This window comes from Spirosoma jeollabukense (genome assembly GCF_054777855.1).
On record NZ_BAAHAD010000005.1, the window covers coordinates 388,401 to 406,142 of the forward strand.

At 51.1% G+C, this 17,742-nt stretch carries 11 protein-coding genes; 4 read left to right on the plus strand and 7 right to left on the minus strand.

Going from position 1 to position 17,742, the window contains the following annotated elements; genetic code table 11:
- Positions 1-107: 107 nt before the first annotated feature.
- A complete protein-coding gene (locus tag ACYVEA_RS20950; protein ID WP_461115387.1) occupies positions 108-4,052 on the minus strand; it encodes an Ig-like domain-containing protein in 3,945 nt (1,314 codons plus the stop codon).
- A gap of 64 nt (positions 4,053-4,116) precedes the next feature.
- On the minus strand, positions 4,117-5,316 hold the full coding sequence (locus ACYVEA_RS20955; protein WP_461115388.1) for a tail fiber domain-containing protein: 1,200 nt from the start codon (positions 5,314-5,316) through the stop codon (positions 4,117-4,119).
- A gap of 316 nt (positions 5,317-5,632) precedes the next feature.
- Here ACYVEA_RS20955 and ACYVEA_RS20960 point away from each other — a divergent pair, with 316 nt between their 5' ends.
- Positions 5,633-6,268, plus strand: coding sequence for a response regulator (locus ACYVEA_RS20960; protein WP_461115389.1), 636 nt, complete (start codon positions 5,633-5,635; stop codon positions 6,266-6,268).
- Here ACYVEA_RS20960 and ACYVEA_RS20965 read toward each other — a convergent pair.
- The 3 genes from ACYVEA_RS20965 to ACYVEA_RS20975 form a co-directional block, all read right to left on the minus strand.
- The gene (locus tag ACYVEA_RS20965; RefSeq protein WP_461115390.1) at positions 6,255-9,413 is read right to left on the minus strand and encodes a ligand-binding sensor domain-containing protein; all 3,159 of its coding nucleotides are present in this window, start codon (positions 9,411-9,413) and stop codon (positions 6,255-6,257) included. The two genes, ACYVEA_RS20960 and ACYVEA_RS20965, sit on opposite strands and share 14 nt — an antisense overlap.
- A 253-nt stretch (positions 9,414-9,666) precedes the next feature.
- Positions 9,667-10,605 (minus strand): hypothetical protein, encoded by a 939-nt coding sequence (locus ACYVEA_RS20970; protein ID WP_461115391.1) that lies wholly within the window; start codon positions 10,603-10,605, stop codon positions 9,667-9,669.
- Positions 10,606-10,790: 185 nt separating this feature from the next.
- The gene (locus ACYVEA_RS20975; protein ID WP_461115392.1) at positions 10,791-12,689 is read right to left on the minus strand and encodes an AAA domain-containing protein; all 1,899 of its coding nucleotides are present in this window, start codon (positions 12,687-12,689) and stop codon (positions 10,791-10,793) included.
- A gap of 159 nt (positions 12,690-12,848) precedes the next feature.
- Here ACYVEA_RS20975 and ACYVEA_RS20980 point away from each other — a divergent pair, with 159 nt between their 5' ends.
- The 3 genes from ACYVEA_RS20980 to ACYVEA_RS20990 all read left to right on the plus strand — a co-directional run bounded on the left by ACYVEA_RS20980 (position 12,849) and on the right by ACYVEA_RS20990 (position 15,031).
- On the plus strand, positions 12,849-13,853 hold the full coding sequence (locus tag ACYVEA_RS20980; protein WP_461115393.1) for an N-acetylmuramoyl-L-alanine amidase family protein: 1,005 nt from the start codon (positions 12,849-12,851) through the stop codon (positions 13,851-13,853).
- A gap of 106 nt (positions 13,854-13,959) precedes the next feature.
- The gene (locus ACYVEA_RS20985; protein WP_093822445.1) at positions 13,960-14,274 is read left to right on the plus strand and encodes a hypothetical protein; all 315 of its coding nucleotides are present in this window, start codon (positions 13,960-13,962) and stop codon (positions 14,272-14,274) included.
- 229 nt (positions 14,275-14,503) lie between these two features.
- Positions 14,504-15,031, plus strand: coding sequence for a hypothetical protein (locus tag ACYVEA_RS20990; protein WP_461115394.1), 528 nt, complete (start codon positions 14,504-14,506; stop codon positions 15,029-15,031).
- Between the two features lie 65 nt (positions 15,032-15,096).
- On the opposite strand, the gene lepB is transcribed toward ACYVEA_RS20990, so the two are convergent.
- A complete protein-coding gene (gene lepB / locus ACYVEA_RS20995) occupies positions 15,097-16,266 on the minus strand; it encodes a signal peptidase I (RefSeq protein WP_461115395.1) in 1,170 nt (389 codons plus the stop codon).
- A 186-nt stretch (positions 16,267-16,452) separates the two neighbouring features.
- Complete coding sequence (locus ACYVEA_RS21000) at positions 16,453-17,736, minus strand: serine/threonine-protein kinase (RefSeq protein WP_461115396.1); 1,284 nt, start codon at positions 17,734-17,736, stop codon at positions 16,453-16,455.
- Positions 17,737-17,742 lie beyond the last annotated feature (6 nt).

The following is a 17,742-nucleotide window of genomic DNA, read 5'->3' on the forward strand; positions in this document are numbered from 1 at the left end:
GTTCGCGATGGAGGTGAAGACTATATAGTCATTAAAACGAAGCCGGAGCCTTCCCTTTGCCAATCGGGAAGACTCCGGCTTATGAACTACACGTTTCGATAGATAGACTATTTCTTGAAGTAGTCTATTTTTTCAGCATCTGAATTGTTGTTAATCCGAACTTCACCCCCACTGCCACCCACAATGGTGGTGGAGATGCTTAACGTACCCTGCGTATTGCCCGGCGTCAGTATCCCTGTCAGACCAAACGACTTTTTGCTGCCCGGATTGATCACCTCACTGGTGGTAAAGATGTACGCATTCGGGTTAGAGGTCCCATCGAAGGTCCAGATACTGTTCTGCACCAGCTTCCCGCCCACTAGGGACAAGCCGCCATTAAAGCTGAAGGCGACCATCGGATCCTTCGAGACGTAGACCGAAATGAGCCCCGTACTGGCCGAAGGCAGCAGATTGTAGACATCCACCGCAACCGTAAAGTTGGTGGTCCCGTACTGCGTAGTGGGCAGGATATAGATAATGGGAACCAGATCGGGCACGCCAGGCGCTACCAGGATATACAGCGTCGCGTTGGCACAGGCCTGAGGACTCCCGTTGTCGCAGGTGGTGTAGGTGAAACTCACCGGACCCGATGCCCCCGATGCAGGTATGAACGTATAGCTCCCATCCGAATTGAGCGTCAACGAGCCCGCTGGCGTAGTTGTCGTCTGGGGCGATACGGTCTGGGTGTTGCCGTTCGGATCGGTATCGTTCAACTTCACATTACCACTCACGGGCGTGTCGGCCGTTGTGGCGACATAGTCATCCGCGGCCAGGGTGGAGTTGGGGTCGCCCAGTGGCAGGACGTGAATGATTTCCTGAGCCGTCGTGCACTGACCACTCGGACTTTCGCACACCTGATACGTCAGCCTGTCATCGCCATAGTACCCCGGTGTCGGCGTGTAGACAATGTTACCGTTAGGATTGACACTGACCGTGCCGTGCGCCGGGGGCGTAACAATCGTCGGCGTGCCTAAGCTGCCCCCCGGATTGCCCGGGCCATCGTTGGCCCGTACGTTGAGGATAACTGCCGCTGGCGTAGTGGGTGAACCCTGTACCGATGTAATGTCGGTGTTGGCCACGGGCGGAGCCGGGGTGTTTGATCCCGGATTGGGCTTGACCGTAATGACCAGCGGTTGGGTTGGGCAAGCCGTCGTTTGACCCAGTGCGCAGACGGGTACGGTGAAGGAATAGCTACCCGGTGTGGTGCCGGTAAAGCTGTACACGCCATCGGGCGTTAGGGTGATGGTGCCCCCCGATGGATTACCCCCCGAAGCCGTCGGCGTACCATAGGTTGTACCGACTGGTACTTTGTCATTGGTGTTCACGTTGCCTGGCACGGGTATATTCACGTAGGTCACGTTGGCGTCAGGATTCAGGATCGGCTGAACCAGCAAGGGACTCAGGTTACAACTGGCCCCATCGTTGGAAAAACTAGGGGTCGAACTCGACAGCAGTGTCGCTGTGTTGGTCGCTAGATTGATCTGGTAAAACGTACCCAGTCCGTTGGCAAAGACGTAGAAATTACCCGCGTTATCCACAAAACTAGCGCCGTAGGCGGTGCCTTCGCTGGCAATGGTGCTGCCCGTGACCGGCGTACCGGATAGGGTCGTAACGGCCGTGGTGGGGTTGAGCGTAACAATCTGGCGGGGGTTGGCATCAGCTGGTGCGGTCAGGGCGTAAAACAAGCCCGTCGTGGGGCTGTAGGCCCAGTCGTTGACGGCGTGGGGCGTGACGGCGGTACCAAAAGGAGCCGTATCCAGGGCATACGCAGCCGTTGGATCGACCAGCTTAAGGTACGTAGCGGGCCGAGCCGGGTTGATATCGACGACAAAATACTGAGCGGCTGAACTGGTATACAGGAACAGATAGCCCCCGTTGAGCACGTCTCCTACGTTGTAGCCCTGGTTGGGCAGGTTGGCAATGGTGAAGCCTGCCGTGGCACCCGTAGCATCAAGGCGCACCACCTGGCCCGAGCCTGTATCGAAGCCCCAAATTAGGTTGTCCCCCCCGTTGTAGCCAATCGCGTTGACATTTCGGGTCAGTGTGGCAATCAGCGAGCGGGTACCGGTTGTCAGGTCATATTCATACAGAGAGGATGGTCCAGCACCCGTAGCCGTTACCTGGTAGGCTTTGTTCGAGCAGGGGAACACCGTTGAAGGTGCATCGACGGTTACCGTAATGGTGGCCTGATTGGAGAGCACTCCATTCTGATCCGCGACCATATACGTAACGGGCGTAGCGACGCCGGAGAAGGTGGGCAGGGGCGTAAACGTCACCTGACCCGTTGCCGGATCAACTGAATAAGACCCCTCATTGGCAACCGTCAGGGTCGTAACGGGTAAAAAAGTTGCCGGATCGATCAGTTTGACCGTCGTAGGATTCAGCGGGGCCGCACCGGGCGTATCGTTGCTCAGAATGTTAATTACCACCGATGAGCCACTGCTGGTGGCTACGTCGTTGGTGGCTGTCGGAGGCACCGTTGTTGTCAGCGTAGCGGTACCGGTATTGGCAGATTCCTTTCCGGCATTGTCGATGGCCTTGAAGGCGATGTTTACCGGGCTGCCATCCGTGGTGGGGTCCACCAGCATCGGCACCGTCGGGGCACCATTACCATTGGTGGGCACTACGATACCTCCAGGAGGCAGCGAGGAATAAACGGTACCGTTGACCGTCAGGCTAGTAACATTGCTGGGGAATGCCGTGATGCGGATAGCCGTCACACTGCCCGGTGCGGTATCGGTGCTGGCGGTGGTGCTGGTGAAAGCACTCGGAGGTACGGTTACAGGACTGCCCCCCCCCGCGTTGCTGGCCGTGGCCGTACCGCTTCCCGCCGTAGGTAGCTGCTCGATACCAAAGCTGGCACTGGTTACAGGCCAGGTGCCCGTGCTTAATTCAACTGCGCCTAACGTAGTGGACTGAGCAGCGGTGTTGCCCGTACCCACTGTCTCACCCGTGTTGGCCCAGCCCATCGGGAGGGTACCCGGCGCGTTGGCAGTTGGAGTATTGGTCAGCACCAGTTTCAGACCCGTTGTGCTGGCTGGAGCCGTTAGGCTATAGCTACCATTGGCGGCTACGACAGCGGATCCAACTACCGTGCCGGTGGCATCGACCAGGTTGACGTAGAGCGGACCTCCGGCATTGGTGCCGGTTTCAGCCCCATTGAGTGCAAGGTTACCATCGGCATCGTTCCAGACCTGACCCGACACGACAACCGTTAGTATGGCAGAAGCCGCGAACGTATAGGCTGTATACGTATCAGGGACCAGTGTACTGGTGCTGGTGATCGACCCGGCGGTCAGGCCACTGGCCCCACCCAGTACCGACGTTACATCGACCGTTGACGGAATAGCCACCCACTGTGTACCATTCCAGCCTGCGATGGTGAGCTTGCTAAGATCGTTCCCCGTTAGGGTGCCAATAGCGCTGGCGGTGCTCCAGGTCAGGGTAATGGTCGTGACGTTGGCCCCGTTAATGTCCCAGTATTCTTTCGTGCTCACGGCCGATAATGAAACCGCTTTGGTCACCGAGGGGAAGGGCCCGCCTGCGGGCAGAACACCGTAGTTGCCCCCGCCCAGATTGGAACTAACCGCCAAGGTTGGATCGACAAAAAAGTAAGCGCCTGTTGTGCCATCAGCCGCAGCGCCGAAGGGACCGTAGTGGCTATTATCGCCTGTGGGGAAGATGAATGATCCGGTGCCCAGCTTGCGCACGTAGCCATCGACGTGATTGGCATCGTTAGCGCCTACATGACTCGTAGCAGTGCTGGCAAAGTTGAGGACACCATAAGGAACCGAACGTACCGTACCGACGATGCCCGGCTGGGTTCCCCCACCACCGGTGAGGAAGTTATGATTACCAAAGAAGGTCATCTGGGCCCCATTGAAAATGGTGGTATTGCCTCGGGAGCCTTCCTGGGCCTGGGCGGATAAGGCCAGCACGAGCAATACCAGGATAAAGGGTATGCTCATCCAGACCCACTGCCAGCGGGAAGGAGGAAGATATGATTTAGTCATTTGAGCGATTTTTATCAATGAGAAGATGATGGACTGTTAACTAGCTGGTTAGCTGGCCAACACCCTATTTGGTCGCTACTTTTTGTGTTCCCTCTTTATTCACTTCTAACAGGGCCTTGATACTAGCCATTTCTGCCTTCAGGGAAGCCATATCCGATGCTTGTGCTTTAAGGGTTACGTTTTCAGCCGTTAGTTTTTCCACTTTAACGTTCAGGTCCTGAATGGCTTTCACCAGCAGCGGAGTCACTTTGCTGTAGTCAACTACCCATGGGGACTGGGTTACGTCTTCACTACCTACAGTAACCGCTTCTGGAAAAATTTTGTAGAGTTCCTGCGCCAAGAATCCCGTAGTACGTTTTTTTGCTGTATCGTTTTTATAATTATAATCGGCTACTCTAATCTTCATTAAATCCGACAAGCCATAGTGCGTAGCTTTAATATTTTCCTTTAAGCGTATATCAGAGGTCGTATTAAAAGACGTAGTTGTACCACTGGTAGAAATGGACCCAACGATTGCTCCATTGACCGAGTAAACTGTTAGATAGCCAGCGCCTGAGCCAAGCGCCCCATTGCGGGTAACATACATAGGACTATAATTAGAGGCTCCACTACGTTGAATGACAATGGCTCCGTCACTGGCCGCTCCATTCTGATTTTGGAATATAATCCCATCTGAGGGGCTGTTACCCTGCGTCATTGCCCCGATGTTGGGGGCAGCATCAGTCCCAAAATAGGCCATTCCCCCATAAACAGACAGTTTCGCCGGGGGTGCCGGAGTGCCGACCCCCACATTGCCATTTTCCATGATTTTCAGGCCGGGGGAGGTCTGGTCTGTGCTCCAGGGCCCTATGACAAGGCCAGCGTTGGCTGCCGCATAGGGATCACCATCCGGCGAAAAAATAACATGGGAATCCCCATCTTTCACCAGACCATTATAGGCACCCAGTGTGGCTGATGTTTCAAAAAAGAAAAGTTTGTTTCCGGGTCTGCCAAAGGCGGCAATCGTTGATCCAAATACGGGCGCAATCGTCTCATGCACGTACAATCTGGCGATGGGCGCATTGGTACCAATACCCACAAAACCTTTGTCCTTCGTAATGACGGTTTTGGTCCCGCTGGCGTCTTCGACTTCCAAATTTTCATTGGTACCAATCACGGTTGGATTACTGCCAATCTTGACCTGAGCAACGACCGAAGTGGCTGCAGATAGCATAACTGCGAACGTAGCAGCAACGATTGTTTTTGACAATAGACTTTTTTTCATGGTTTACTTTTTGTTTGGAAAGAAATGGAGAGGTAAACTAGATGTACTTTGTAGCCTTGGTTAAGATCGATGCTACCGAAAGAATGATAATCTAAAGCAGTTGTAATCAGTCGATTTTTAGACTTCGCTTTACTTATCTACTAGAGAGTTTCTTTAGTGGCTGATTTAAAACCTATTGTTACTTTGTCGGCTCAAACCTAGAAATTACCCAGTACTATTAGTGTAGAGTTTTCTCGATTCGTAGTGTAGATATATCTCTTGAAAGGGCACTCAGGTATTTGTTGTAGATTTGGCCCGTTTACTTTTGCTTCCTCGAATGACGTTTCTCATTGCAGATGACCACCCGATTATCCGGGTGAGTCTCAAGTATCATATTCCTCAATTTCTTCCGGAAGCAAACGTGTTGTTGTGCGAAACGTTTCCCGAGGTACTGACGACCCTGGATCAGCAGGCAGTAGACGTGGTTGTGCTGGATATTGACATACCCGGATCGGAGAATACCAGGATGATGAAGCTGATCAGGGAGAAGCAGGCTAACGTACTGATTCTGATCTATTCGGGCCTGGACAAGACGGTATATGCGTTGCCTTATCTACAGACAGGTGCCGACGGCTTTTTGTCGAAGACGGCCTCGTATTCCGATTTTGAGGTCGCTATTAGAGCCCTGCTTAGCAAAGGAAAATATTTCAGCGCTGAAATTCAGCAGTTGTGGCTTAGCAAGCTGGGCGAGCAACAGAAAAGTCTGCCGGACAACCCACTTCAGATGTTATCGGAACAGGAAAAGAAGATAGCGCACCTGATGACTGAAGGGAAATGGACGAAAGAAATTGCCGCCATCCTAAACCTGAAAGGCAATACAATTAGTACGTATAAAAAACGAATCTTCGAAAAGCTTGATGTCAGCAACATCATGGAACTAACCCAAAAGGTTAACATTTTCAAGCATCTGTAAACCCTGCCTGCGTAGGTTCGCTGAAAATCAGATGCACATCGGTTGTCTGGGTTTGTTCAACGAAAACCCGAACCTTAATTAGCGCAGCCATTTCCTTCACGATCAGCAGCCCAACTCCACTTTTATTGATCGCCAACAGGTTAGTGACACTTTCGTTATCAGCATCCACCTGATTGAACCAGCCCATAATGTTGGGGGCCATTGCCGTGCTTGTGTTAGCGATAACCAAATGAGACTTTCCGCTGATTTGGCTAACATAAACACGAATATGGCCATTCTCGGTGTGTTTGGTGGCGTTGTCGATCAAGTTATGAATAATGATGCCCAACAGGAGGCTGTCTGAGTTAACCTGACAGTCGCCAGGCACCTCATTCATGAACGTAATATTTTTTACACGCAGGATACTTCTGAAGATTTCATATCTGTTTTCCACCAGCGCCTGTAAAGGTATAGACTCATTTTCCTTCCTTCGTTCATACACTTTTGCCTTTGTATAGCTCAACAACTCTTTCAAAAGACTGCTGATCGTTGACGTCGTACCAGCTATTGTCTCGGTTATCTCGCGCAGGGCATAATTTGCATTGTGTGGTAATAAATCGCTCAACTGACCGGCGGCATTGGTTACGAACTGTAAGGGTGACTGAATATCGTGGGCGATCGAAGCCATCAGTCTTGACTGAAGGTGCAGTTGCCGGTTCAGTTCCTGTTCAGACTCTTTCAATTGACTAAGCGTAAGGTGTACCTCTTCCGTCCGTTTAGTAATCATCACTTCCAGTTGTCTGTTTTTACGGAGAATATACCGAAATCGGAGTTGCATGATACTATAGAAAGCAGCCCCTACCAGCACCAGGCCAACCACCAGTATCCAGCTTCGTTCATACCACAGGGGTGGAACAACTAAAAGAAGTGTTTTATAGGTAAATGGATTGGCACCAAACCCATTCGCTTTCCGGATCACCAGGGTGTGCGTCCCCGAGGCTAAGCTCGACAATTGGATCGTTGGCAACTGGCTGTTGAGGCTAACCCAGGCAAAAGGCTTATCACTGGGTTGTTCATTCGCCAGGCGGTAGTCCAGATGAAGGTTCGTCAGGTTGTCAAAAAAAGGGGTGCTCAGTTGAATATGTACCTGCTGAGGCTCCAGCGGCAAGTGCACCGTATCCCCGCGTACGCTCAGGAGTTTATCATTGGCGTCAACCCGGTCAATCAGTATGGTCGGGTTGACAGCTGGCCACATCAGCTGCTCGGGCATAAACCAGACCAATCCCCGTAGGGAGGGTATGGATACGTAGCCATTTTTGAGTCGCACCATGCCCGGCTGCCCACCCCCGTTAAACTCATTGGTTAGAAAGCCCTGATCTTTGGCATAATAATGGTAATAAGGCCGTTCCTGACCCGGCTTTCGGACATAGTTCATCAGCTCCTGGCGGGCCACCTGAAATAAGCCTTTGTTGGTCGGTAGCCAGAAATAGCCCCGCCTGTCTTCAAAGATGTAATGACTGGTGGCCAGATACTGATTCACGTCGAGGGGGAAGTGGGTAAGCTTACGGGCCTGGTAGAGAAAAAAACCATCCTCATAGGTGGTAAACCACACTTCGTCAGGGCGCGGCACATATACGCTGCGAATAAAGAGCGCCTGAGTTCCCGGAATCAGGTGCAACTGGCGTGTGGCTACATCCAGGCTATATAAGCCCTGCTGGGTGCCCACCCACAAGCGCCGGGGTGTTTCAAGTTGAAAATAGGAAATTAATGGAGGTGAATCTGAGCAAACCCGTTCTGGACGGGCAGTGGGGTCGGATGGATTAATCCGGAAAATCCCCTTGTATTTGGTACCAATCCAGATGGGGCCTCCCTGGGGTCCCTGGTAAATCGTCCAGATTTCATCCCCTATATCCCAGCTCCGCAGCGATCGTTCACCTTTGGCGTCCAGTTGAACCAGCGTGTGCCCCTGCTTGAGCCAGATGCAGCCGGTCTGATCGATCAGCAGGCTATATTTATCATTAACTACATTGGCCTTCCTGACGGAAGGCAACTGGGTATAGGCAGGCGCACCCGTCTGCCCATCCCGCCCCAGCACCAGACCAGTAGGCGTCAACACCTGAGACGTCCCAAAAGGAGTTTGGGCATACATTACGTTCTGGGTCCGATCGCCGGGTACGGTCAGGGTTTGAAATGGTTTGGGCGTCAGAACAAACAGGCCCTGAGTAAGGGTGCCCAGAAAAAGACGTTGGCCGAGGGCATCATAATAAATTTTTTCTATACCCTTTTCCTTAAAATCAAAGCCTTCCAGCAGCAACCGTGTGGCAACATGACCGTTTTTTTGCGAAGTCAGTGCATAAAGTCGCTTGTGGCTATAAAGAAAAGCTTGATTAGCAACCGGATTCCAGTAGATTTCTCCATGGTTTTGATCCAAGTCGTCCTGCCGGGTGATATCCCCTTCCAGGTGACAGGGTGTTGAACCCGACCGGTCAATCCGGGAGACGACCCCGTTTTGGGTATAGCGGTAAAGCGTTTGTCCAAGGGTAAAAAAAGTCCAGTGGTTATCGGGTAGAACCGGCGTTTGGTAGCTTTTTTTTCCGTGCGTATAAAAAGCTACCGACTGTCGATGACAGACATAACACCCCTTTCCATTGGGTAGCAGGATAATACAATGGTCCATACGCGTGTGGGCCTCGCTTTCCAGAGGGAGTCCTGTCGATACAAAGGTGTTTCCTTCGTAGTTGGTCCAGAAAGGCAGCTGGCTACGCTGAGCCATGTAGAAAGAGTCCAGTGAGGGAACGCTTTGATGAAGTTTAAGGGCGTATTTCTCATTGATGATTCCATAAAACGTTGTCGGGTTGGCCCCATACTGTGTGGAATCATCCAGACTGAGTTGAAAGCCGTAAACGCGCTTGGTGGGAAGGCCCCCGTTCTGTTTGCTGAACGTATAGAATCGTTGCCCGTCGAATCGCACCAGGCCGCCTTCAGTCGCCAGCCAGATGAAGCCCTGGACATCGGCGACAATGCCTTTTATGCTATTCTGGGGTAATCCGTTCTCATCGGTGTACTGCGTTATTGAGAAGGACGCGGTTGTTTTTTCCTGGGCATTGCAAGCTATTATTCGTAGACTCAGGGAGGTTATTAGTACAAAAAACAGACTATTTTTCACACAGACGAGGTAGAAGCCGTTTTAGGCTTTTATTTCAGCTAAAATGACAAAAAAAATAGTCTGTTAACTGCATTCAAACCAATTCAGTCAATAAGGCCAAAATTAGTGATTCTTACTTAGGCGTATGCAGTCACTGCTTAATAGTATACTTTTTGCCCATTTTGTGCCTTACTTGATGGTACGCATTCATAAGGCCACAGGTTTGAAAATCTGTGTCTTTACTGGAAATAACTGAATCAGAATTTATGCAGGGTCAATACGTCTCATACTCGAAGCGCAACGTCTCCGTCGTTACAGGGTAATTTGGGTTACTGGGCGTGATCGTCTTTATGCGCACCGTGGGCAGATTGGCCACATTATACTGATACTGATACGTGATTGTGTTGTCGGTAGACCCGGACGGTGGCGTTTCAGACAATACGTTGTTTTGACTTAACGAAAGTATGTTGTCCGATCCGCCAAACAGCGCATTAGTCATCAGTGCACCTGATGATAATAAAATATTGCCAAACCCGCCTACCGCTGAAGGAATCACAAACGCACCGTAGAAGGGGTTTATTTTATCATCGTGCGTGTAGGTAGTCGGGCTAAAGCCAGACAAAGGATTATTCGGTCCCGGTGGCATCCCCTGATACCTGATACCAATAAAACCTCTCGTTTGCGTAAGGTTTTTTCCAGTAAAGGTGAACAGATAGCCCCCCTCAACACTGAACCGCGGGTGTGAAAAAGAGACCGTGCTTCCCGCCAGTTGATTGGCATTGTCATACGTATAATACCATGACAAATAATTTGGTCCGAGTATACTAGTCACCTGATTCAGGCTATTGTATGTGTAGCTATACCCCGTAGTTAGATTGAACTGACCTCCCTGGGGACGGGGGTATGGAACTTGTTGTCGGCCCAGCCCTGTCAGTCGATTCTGGGCATCGTATGAGTAGGTATTGTAGATTACTTCAGCCACGCTACTGTCGGGCGTTTGATAGGATATGATCGAACTGAGCCGGCCCTGTAGGTCATACCGAAAGGCACTCACTTTAGGCAGGGAATTGGGCAGTTCCTCCGTCAGGGATTTAACCCGTAAATGCGCGGGTGTGGAGCCGGGCGTAAGATCGGGAAAGCGGTGATCAGAACAGGTTACTAACCCACCAGCCAGGGCCAGCAAGGTCAGATAATGCAGGACACGAGTTGCCATAAAATGACCATTTGCGTTTAAGGATGGGAGTAAATTAATCGGGTAACGTTCGAAGGCTGAGGTAAAGAGCCTCGTGTAAACATAACAAACCTTACCTGTTTAATCGTGTCAATGTCCCAAATCTGAAAGCATTAGTCCCCAATGTATAAGCGCATGCTTTTCGCAGATGGCCCGTTTCGCTGCCATCACATCCATTCCCAGGCGCTGTGATACCCGTCGTGGCTTTCGGCGTACGAGATAAAATCAGCGTAAAAAGCAAGGCTCGACAACGTAGCACTGTCGCCGACAATGACCAGTTTTTTCCGGGCACGCGTCATCGCTACGTTCATCCGGCGAACGTCGGATAAAAAACCAATCTCACCGGCATCATTACTTCGCGTCATGGAGATATACACAATATCGCGTTCCTGCCCCTGAAAACTATCGATCGTGTTGATTGCGATGTTGGCCCGGTACGGTTCCAGTTCAGGCGAATGCAGCAGTTGCTCGTTCAGTACGTTCAGTTGTTGTTTGTAAGGCGAAATAATCGCGATACTCGGAAAATTCTGTGGGGTGTAAAATGGGCTCAATTCGGCTACCAACTGGGTTAGGTGCTTGAACAGCAACGCGGCTTCTTCCGGGTTCGTTGAACTGGTACCCTCCAGTTTTTCCTCAAATCCGCACCCTGCGGTGTCAATAAACGCGATTGACCTGTCGCCCGAGAACAGCGTATGAGTCGCTACCGACGCATGGGCTTTTACCCGATTGTCGTAAAACACCTGCGACGAGTAGCCCATGATGTGTTCGTGCATGCGGTACTGCTCTTCCAGCAACGTAACGGCTTCGGGATGCAACGTGACGCACTTTTCCAGCAAGGTGGTGCTCAGTCCTTTTCGGGCAGCTTCGGCCGACTTTATGGTTGGTGAAAGCTGGCAATGGTCACCTGCCAGAACCAGCTTCTGCCCTTTCAGAATGGGTATCCAGCAGGCAGGTTCCAGAGCCTGTCCGGCTTCGTCGATGACGACCGTATGAAAATTGAGATTACGAATCATGTACTGGTTAGAACCCACCAACGTAGCGGTGATGACCTGCGCTTTCGCCACCAGATCGTCGATGATGTATTGTTCCGTATTCCCAACGTCTTTCATAATCCGATGAGCCTCATCGAATAAGGCTTTTCGCTGATCCCGCTCCGCTTTACCAAAACTGCGCTTGTATTTATGCGCCATGTTCTTGAACTCATTCGCCTGCTTTTTCAGCTTTTTGGCTTCTTTCATCAGGCTGTGCTCGGCCATTTTATGGTCCAGCGTGAGCGCCATCAACCGCTCTGATACGCGGGCGGGGTTGCCTACCCGCAATACGTTCAGCCCTTCTTCGTGCAGTTTTTCACTTAACAGATCGACCGCCGTATTGCTGGGGGCCACGACCAGTATCTTCTGGTGATCCTGCTGAATCAAGGCTTTTATGGCCTGCACCAGCGTCGTAGTCTTACCCGTTCCGGGCGGACCATGAACGATAGCCAGTTCATTGGCGGCCAGGATGTTTTCAACCGCACGAAGCTGACTCTCATTCAATTTCGGAATCGACAGCCTGGGTACATCGGTATGAAAGGTGGGTGACTTCTGGCCAGTTAAAATAGTAATTAATCGATTCTGGGGATTCTCACTAAGGACATTGGCCGTTTTGAGGGCTTCCTGCATCTCGTCATAACTCTTGTCGTCAAAGAGCATTTCGACGCCCAGCTTGCCATCCCGCGACCAGTCGGGCAGTTCGTCAGTTAGCAGCGTGATCTTAAGCCGATTACCGCTTTGGTAGGAAATCGTACCTTCGACCCGGTCGGTCTTGGGGTCGTGGTTACTAAAAAATAGAGCGGGCATGCCCGAACGCAGTTGATGCGAAATATCCTGATGGGTCGTCCGTTCCACTTCGACCGTTACATAGTCGCCCCGACTCATTTCGGAGCCCCGGATGGCGATGGGATACCAGGTTAGGCCGTTGGCCCGGCGTTCGGCAATGGAGGTCGTTTCGGTAAGTTTACGATACTGATTACGGTCTTCTTCTCGTTCAGCCTTTAATAAGTCAAGCAGGTTTTTAAAGTAATCCATACACAAAGGTAGCCGTTTCTTTAGGCCACTACGTACTGAAATACGCTCGTTTACCGTTTTGACAGGGACGTAAGTGGCTGCCAGATTCAGTTAAGGCAGCTTTCCTACTGGCAGTACTAACGTAACGTATCCATAGTTCCATTCTGATCATTCTCTACTTTGACTAGTCCTTTGCCCTCCTTACTACGTTCATTCGCCTGTTTCCTCCTGATTGTAGTTACTTTTCAGGACGTTACCGGCCATCCAGCCGTTGCCCCGTTCAAGGCCAAAGCAAAAAAAACAACCTGGCATGCTTCTGCCCACTCAAGGTCAGCCAGTAAACGTTCGGCAGGGATTACGGCCAAAGCAACCCGTTCGGCGGCTCATTCGGTTAAAATGACGAAGTCAGTAAAATCGACTGCTTCCACCAGGAAAGTCACAGCTAAAGCTAACGTAGTGGTCATGCCGCTCCTGGGAAAACGGGATGCCCACGTAGCTGTTCTGGACAGAAAACTGAGCGGATGTGTCTACTACCTGGCTTCCGGTCATGGCGGCCCGGACCCCGGGGCCGTTGGTCATGCGGGCAGATCGTTACTGGCCGAAGATGAGTATGCCTATGATGTCACGATTCGGCTCGCCCGGGTATTGCTTCAACATAGCGCATCAGTGTATATGCTGGTGCAGGACCCCAATGATGGCATTCGGGATGGAGCCCTCCTACCCATCGACTACGATGAAGTTGCCTACCCGAACCAAGCAATATCGCATCACCAAACAACCCGGCTCCGGCAAACGACCACGGCTGTAAACCAGCAATTTGCCCGTCATAAGGGCTATCAACGATTTGTAACCCTTCATGTCGACAGTCGAAGCAAAGGCCAGGCTGTTGATGTGTTTTTCTATCATCATCCAGGCAGTAAGGCCGGGCAAAAACTAGCCCAGCATATCCATCGCAAATTCCAGACGAATTACAAACGCTATCGGCCCGCCCGGCCCTACTGCGGACGGGTAAGCAGCCGAAGTAGCCTGTATGTTGTCAAGAACAGCCACGCGCCGACTGTTTTTATTGAACTCGGCAACATTCAAAACCAACTGGACCAGCGTCGGTTTTTGCTGGCCGATAACCGGCAGGCATTAGCCAACTGGCTCTATCAGGGACTGGCATCCGATTACCATACGCGCTAGGCAATACGTTTTCGAAGCCTGGTTTCCGGACGTAATGTTCAAAAATAGTGCTAGCTTTTTTAGCTATTTGTATTTTACTTGCAATACAATACAACAACTATATTATATGAACATTCCGATCGAAAACGCTACCTTATTAGCCCCCGAAGTACTGCTTCGGCTCATGCTATACACCGACAATACCCAGACCTTAACCACTCAACTAGCCCCCGATGCCTGGGTCGATTTTGATACGGCTTTTGGTCCCACGTTTCAGGCGGGTACTGAGCACCGGGTGTCATTGATGAATGCCGACCGCAAGTCAGCGCCTTATCGGGTCGTCGTAGCCCAGTCCCCACTTCTTGGGCAGAAACCACACCCTGACAAAAAGGGCGTGATGGTGCCCATGGCAACCCTGTACCTACTCCCGGCTGCTAACTGAGCATTATATTTAGTCCCGCAGAACCGGATGGTTATTGTCTGATTCTGCAGGACTCTAATTCAGGATACTACGTTACGGCCTGTCTATGTTGCCCTAAAACATAGTATCACACACTATTCACTTGGTTTCTCTTGACCAGGTAGCCAAAATTTACGTCCTTAACAGGCTGTTAGTCAATCTATTTAAATAAACCTTACGATAATGGTTTACCATTAGCTCATCAACTACGATGGTCCTTCTTCTCCTGAGTATTGTCGATTCCCCTGGCAAAGTCCGGCACTTCCAAACGTATACGGACTTAGAAGACGCTTTTGAACTGGTGAGTCAGTTAAAGGCTACAAATCAGCAAATACACCGGGCGTACATTATTGATAAAGGACAACGTATTGATCTGCCCCTAGAGGCTTTTGATGGAAGACCCTTCGCAGTGCCTATGCAAGAACTGCAACGGGAATGGGAAACAATTCTGTCAACGCCACTACCTTCGCCAGCCATGGATACGCACAACTTCCTGGTTGAGGTAACCCGTCAACGAATAGTACGCTACAGAGCCTATATCCAGTTTATTGACAAGTCGGTTGTCAACCTGCAGCAGTTAGTCAACCTGCTTGAAGCAAATTTCGGGGATGATTCACAAAAGGATAGAAGATTCAATCTTTATCGGTCAATGTTAGGCACGTACCAGCAATGCCTGAAGATGGCCCACGCCCACCACCAGGCAGCCGTCGATCGGTTAGACATGCTGACGCTGTTTTAACCCGAAACAAAAAAGCAGAACTCTCCTCTGTAAAGTTCTGCTTTTTTAATACGCTGGTACGTAGCTTATTCAATCAACCGGAACAGACGGTGCCAGCGGACTTTGTGCCAGATATCGGCGGGCACCGGATCAATAGACATCCAGACGAATACCGCCTTACCAACGATATGATCTTCGGGCACAAACCCCCAATAACGGGAATCCTCCGAATTATGCCGGTTGTCGCCCATCATAAAGTAATAATCCTGTTTAAACGTATACGTCGTTATCGGCTGGCCATCAACACGTATGGTGGTTGGGGTCACGTCTACGTTGCTGTTGGCTTCGTAGCGCTTAATGACCGGCCCATACACCGCAATCGTTTGCTTATTGATGGGTATGGTTACGCCTTTTTTAGGAACGGTCAATGGCCCGAAGTTATCCTGATTCCAGGCGTAGGCGGCTCCTCCATAAATGCCGGGGGCCAATTCACCTGGTTTCTCTGGCATGGGTTCAATACCTTTGACCCAATCAAAGTCCTTAAATTTAGCGATGGTGGCAGGCGTCGCATTAACGCGGTACCCAACCAGCGTCGATAGTTTGGTCGAATCGTTATATAGCTCAAGTGGCTGCCAGTTTATAAACGGCCCTTCCGGTGATTTAAAATCATTGACGATGTTGTATTTACGGAAAAATCGCTCGTCGAGTACCTCGGTGGTTTTCACAAAATACGTAGTTTCCGATCGGGCAGGAATGGGCGCGGCTTTCCCGTTGACAACTACCTGCTCCTGTCGAATCTCAATCACATCGCCCGGAATACCGATGCACCGCTTTATAAAATTGGTTTTCAGATCGGTTGGATATTCAGGTTCGCCCGGTTTGGGTGGCGGATAATTGAAGACCACGACGTCCCCATTTTTTACGTGCGACAAACCAGGCAACCGATATATGGGCAGTTGAATGGCCGTGCTATATGACGGAATCTCCGTGCCCCAGATCTTCTGGTGCGTGAGCGGCACCTGCAAGGGCGTTTTCGGTGTACGAATCCCATAATGGAGCTTGCTGACAAACAAAAAATCGCCCACCATCAGACTGTTTTCCATCGAAGGCGTCGGAATGGCAAAGGCTTCAAAGGTCAAAAACCGAATTAGCGTAGCCGCTATCACCGCAAACAGGAGTGAGTCGAGCCATTCCCGAAGGGGCGTTTTTTTTAGTTTGGCCGGCTTACTATCAGCCGTCGATTTCTTTCTGAACATGGAGTAATGAGATGAAAAGATGGGAATCGCTTATTAGTACGAGGAAATATAAGCGGCTGTACGTTAAGGGGAGGTCTATTTTACAGGGATGGTCCTATGGCCTGCTGAATAGAAAACGCATCCTTTTCGCCCTTGTAAACATGAGTTTACGGAGCGAAAAGGAGACATACTGACACCAGGTTAAATTTACTGGCGGCTATTCGTCGAATCGATCACCGCTGTCGAGTCGGTCGTAACGGCAGTAGTGGGGTTGGGAGCGGTCACCGGCGGTGTCGACACCACCGAATCGGTAACGGTCTCTTCTGTTGACTCAGGCAATGAAGTCGTTGCCGAATCAGGTGCCATTTGTTCATCCACGCTGGAAGAGTCTACGGTGGTCACGGTCGAATCGGGCAGAACGTTTGACCTGGTTTCTTTGGGCTTTTTCGTAAAAATCAGGGTGAGACTAATGATAAGTCCCAGCACAACGAGCCCCAGAAGTATCACCCACCCTCTCGACGTACTGGGTTCATCTTCATAAACTGGTTCATACGATTCTGTCGGTTGAGCCACCGGACTGGGGGCTGTTTGCGTCCGCATGGATGGACCGATCGGAGTTGGGCGATTGCCGGAACGATTGGCCTGCAATAGCTCTACGTTAGCCTGATTAAGTAACAGGACCAGTTCCGTTACGTCACTCAGTCGCTCAGCGGGTTCTTTAACTAACGTCCAGTTCAGGAGCAGATTCAGGCTTGGCGGCAGGAACTGGCCCGATGGTAACGACAGAGCCGGGGGCGCCGTACGTAGTACCTGACTCATAAACAGCGCAATACCCGCACTGTCGGCCATGGAGAACGGCACTCTACCCGCCAGGCATTCGTAGAGCACGACGCCCAGCGAATAATAATCGGTAGCCACCCCTACCCCTTTGGGATTGTCGAACTGTTCGGGTGATGCATATTCGTAGGTCATCAGCGACTGACCCGTCATTGTTTGCGTTTGCTCCCGCAGGCGGGCAACGCCAAAGTCAGTCAGCAAAAAATGCAGTTCACCGCTGGCGAGCAGTCGGTACAGAATGTTCTCGGGTTTGATATCGCGGTGGACGATGCCCTTTGGATGAATGGCGTTGAACGCTTCGGCCATCTGTAACCCCAGCCGGATCGTTGTAGCGACCGATAAGGTCCCCTGCTCGTCGATGAGTGTGCGCAGGTTGCCGCCCTCCACCCACTCCATCACAATGAACGGCATGGGCATATCGAGCTGCACCTCGCGCACACGTACTACGTTCGGGTGGCGGATATCGGTCATTATCTGCGACTCAACCCGAAATCGACGGAGCGTTTCAGCATCCGTATTGACGGTAAAGTGTTTGATCGCCACCAGATCGCCCGTGTCCAGATGACGCGCCTTCAGTACGCGGGCATTCGATCGACCCAGTTCGCCTATTATTTCGTAACCCGGAAAATGCGTGTTGACGCTGACGGTTGGCATCGGCAA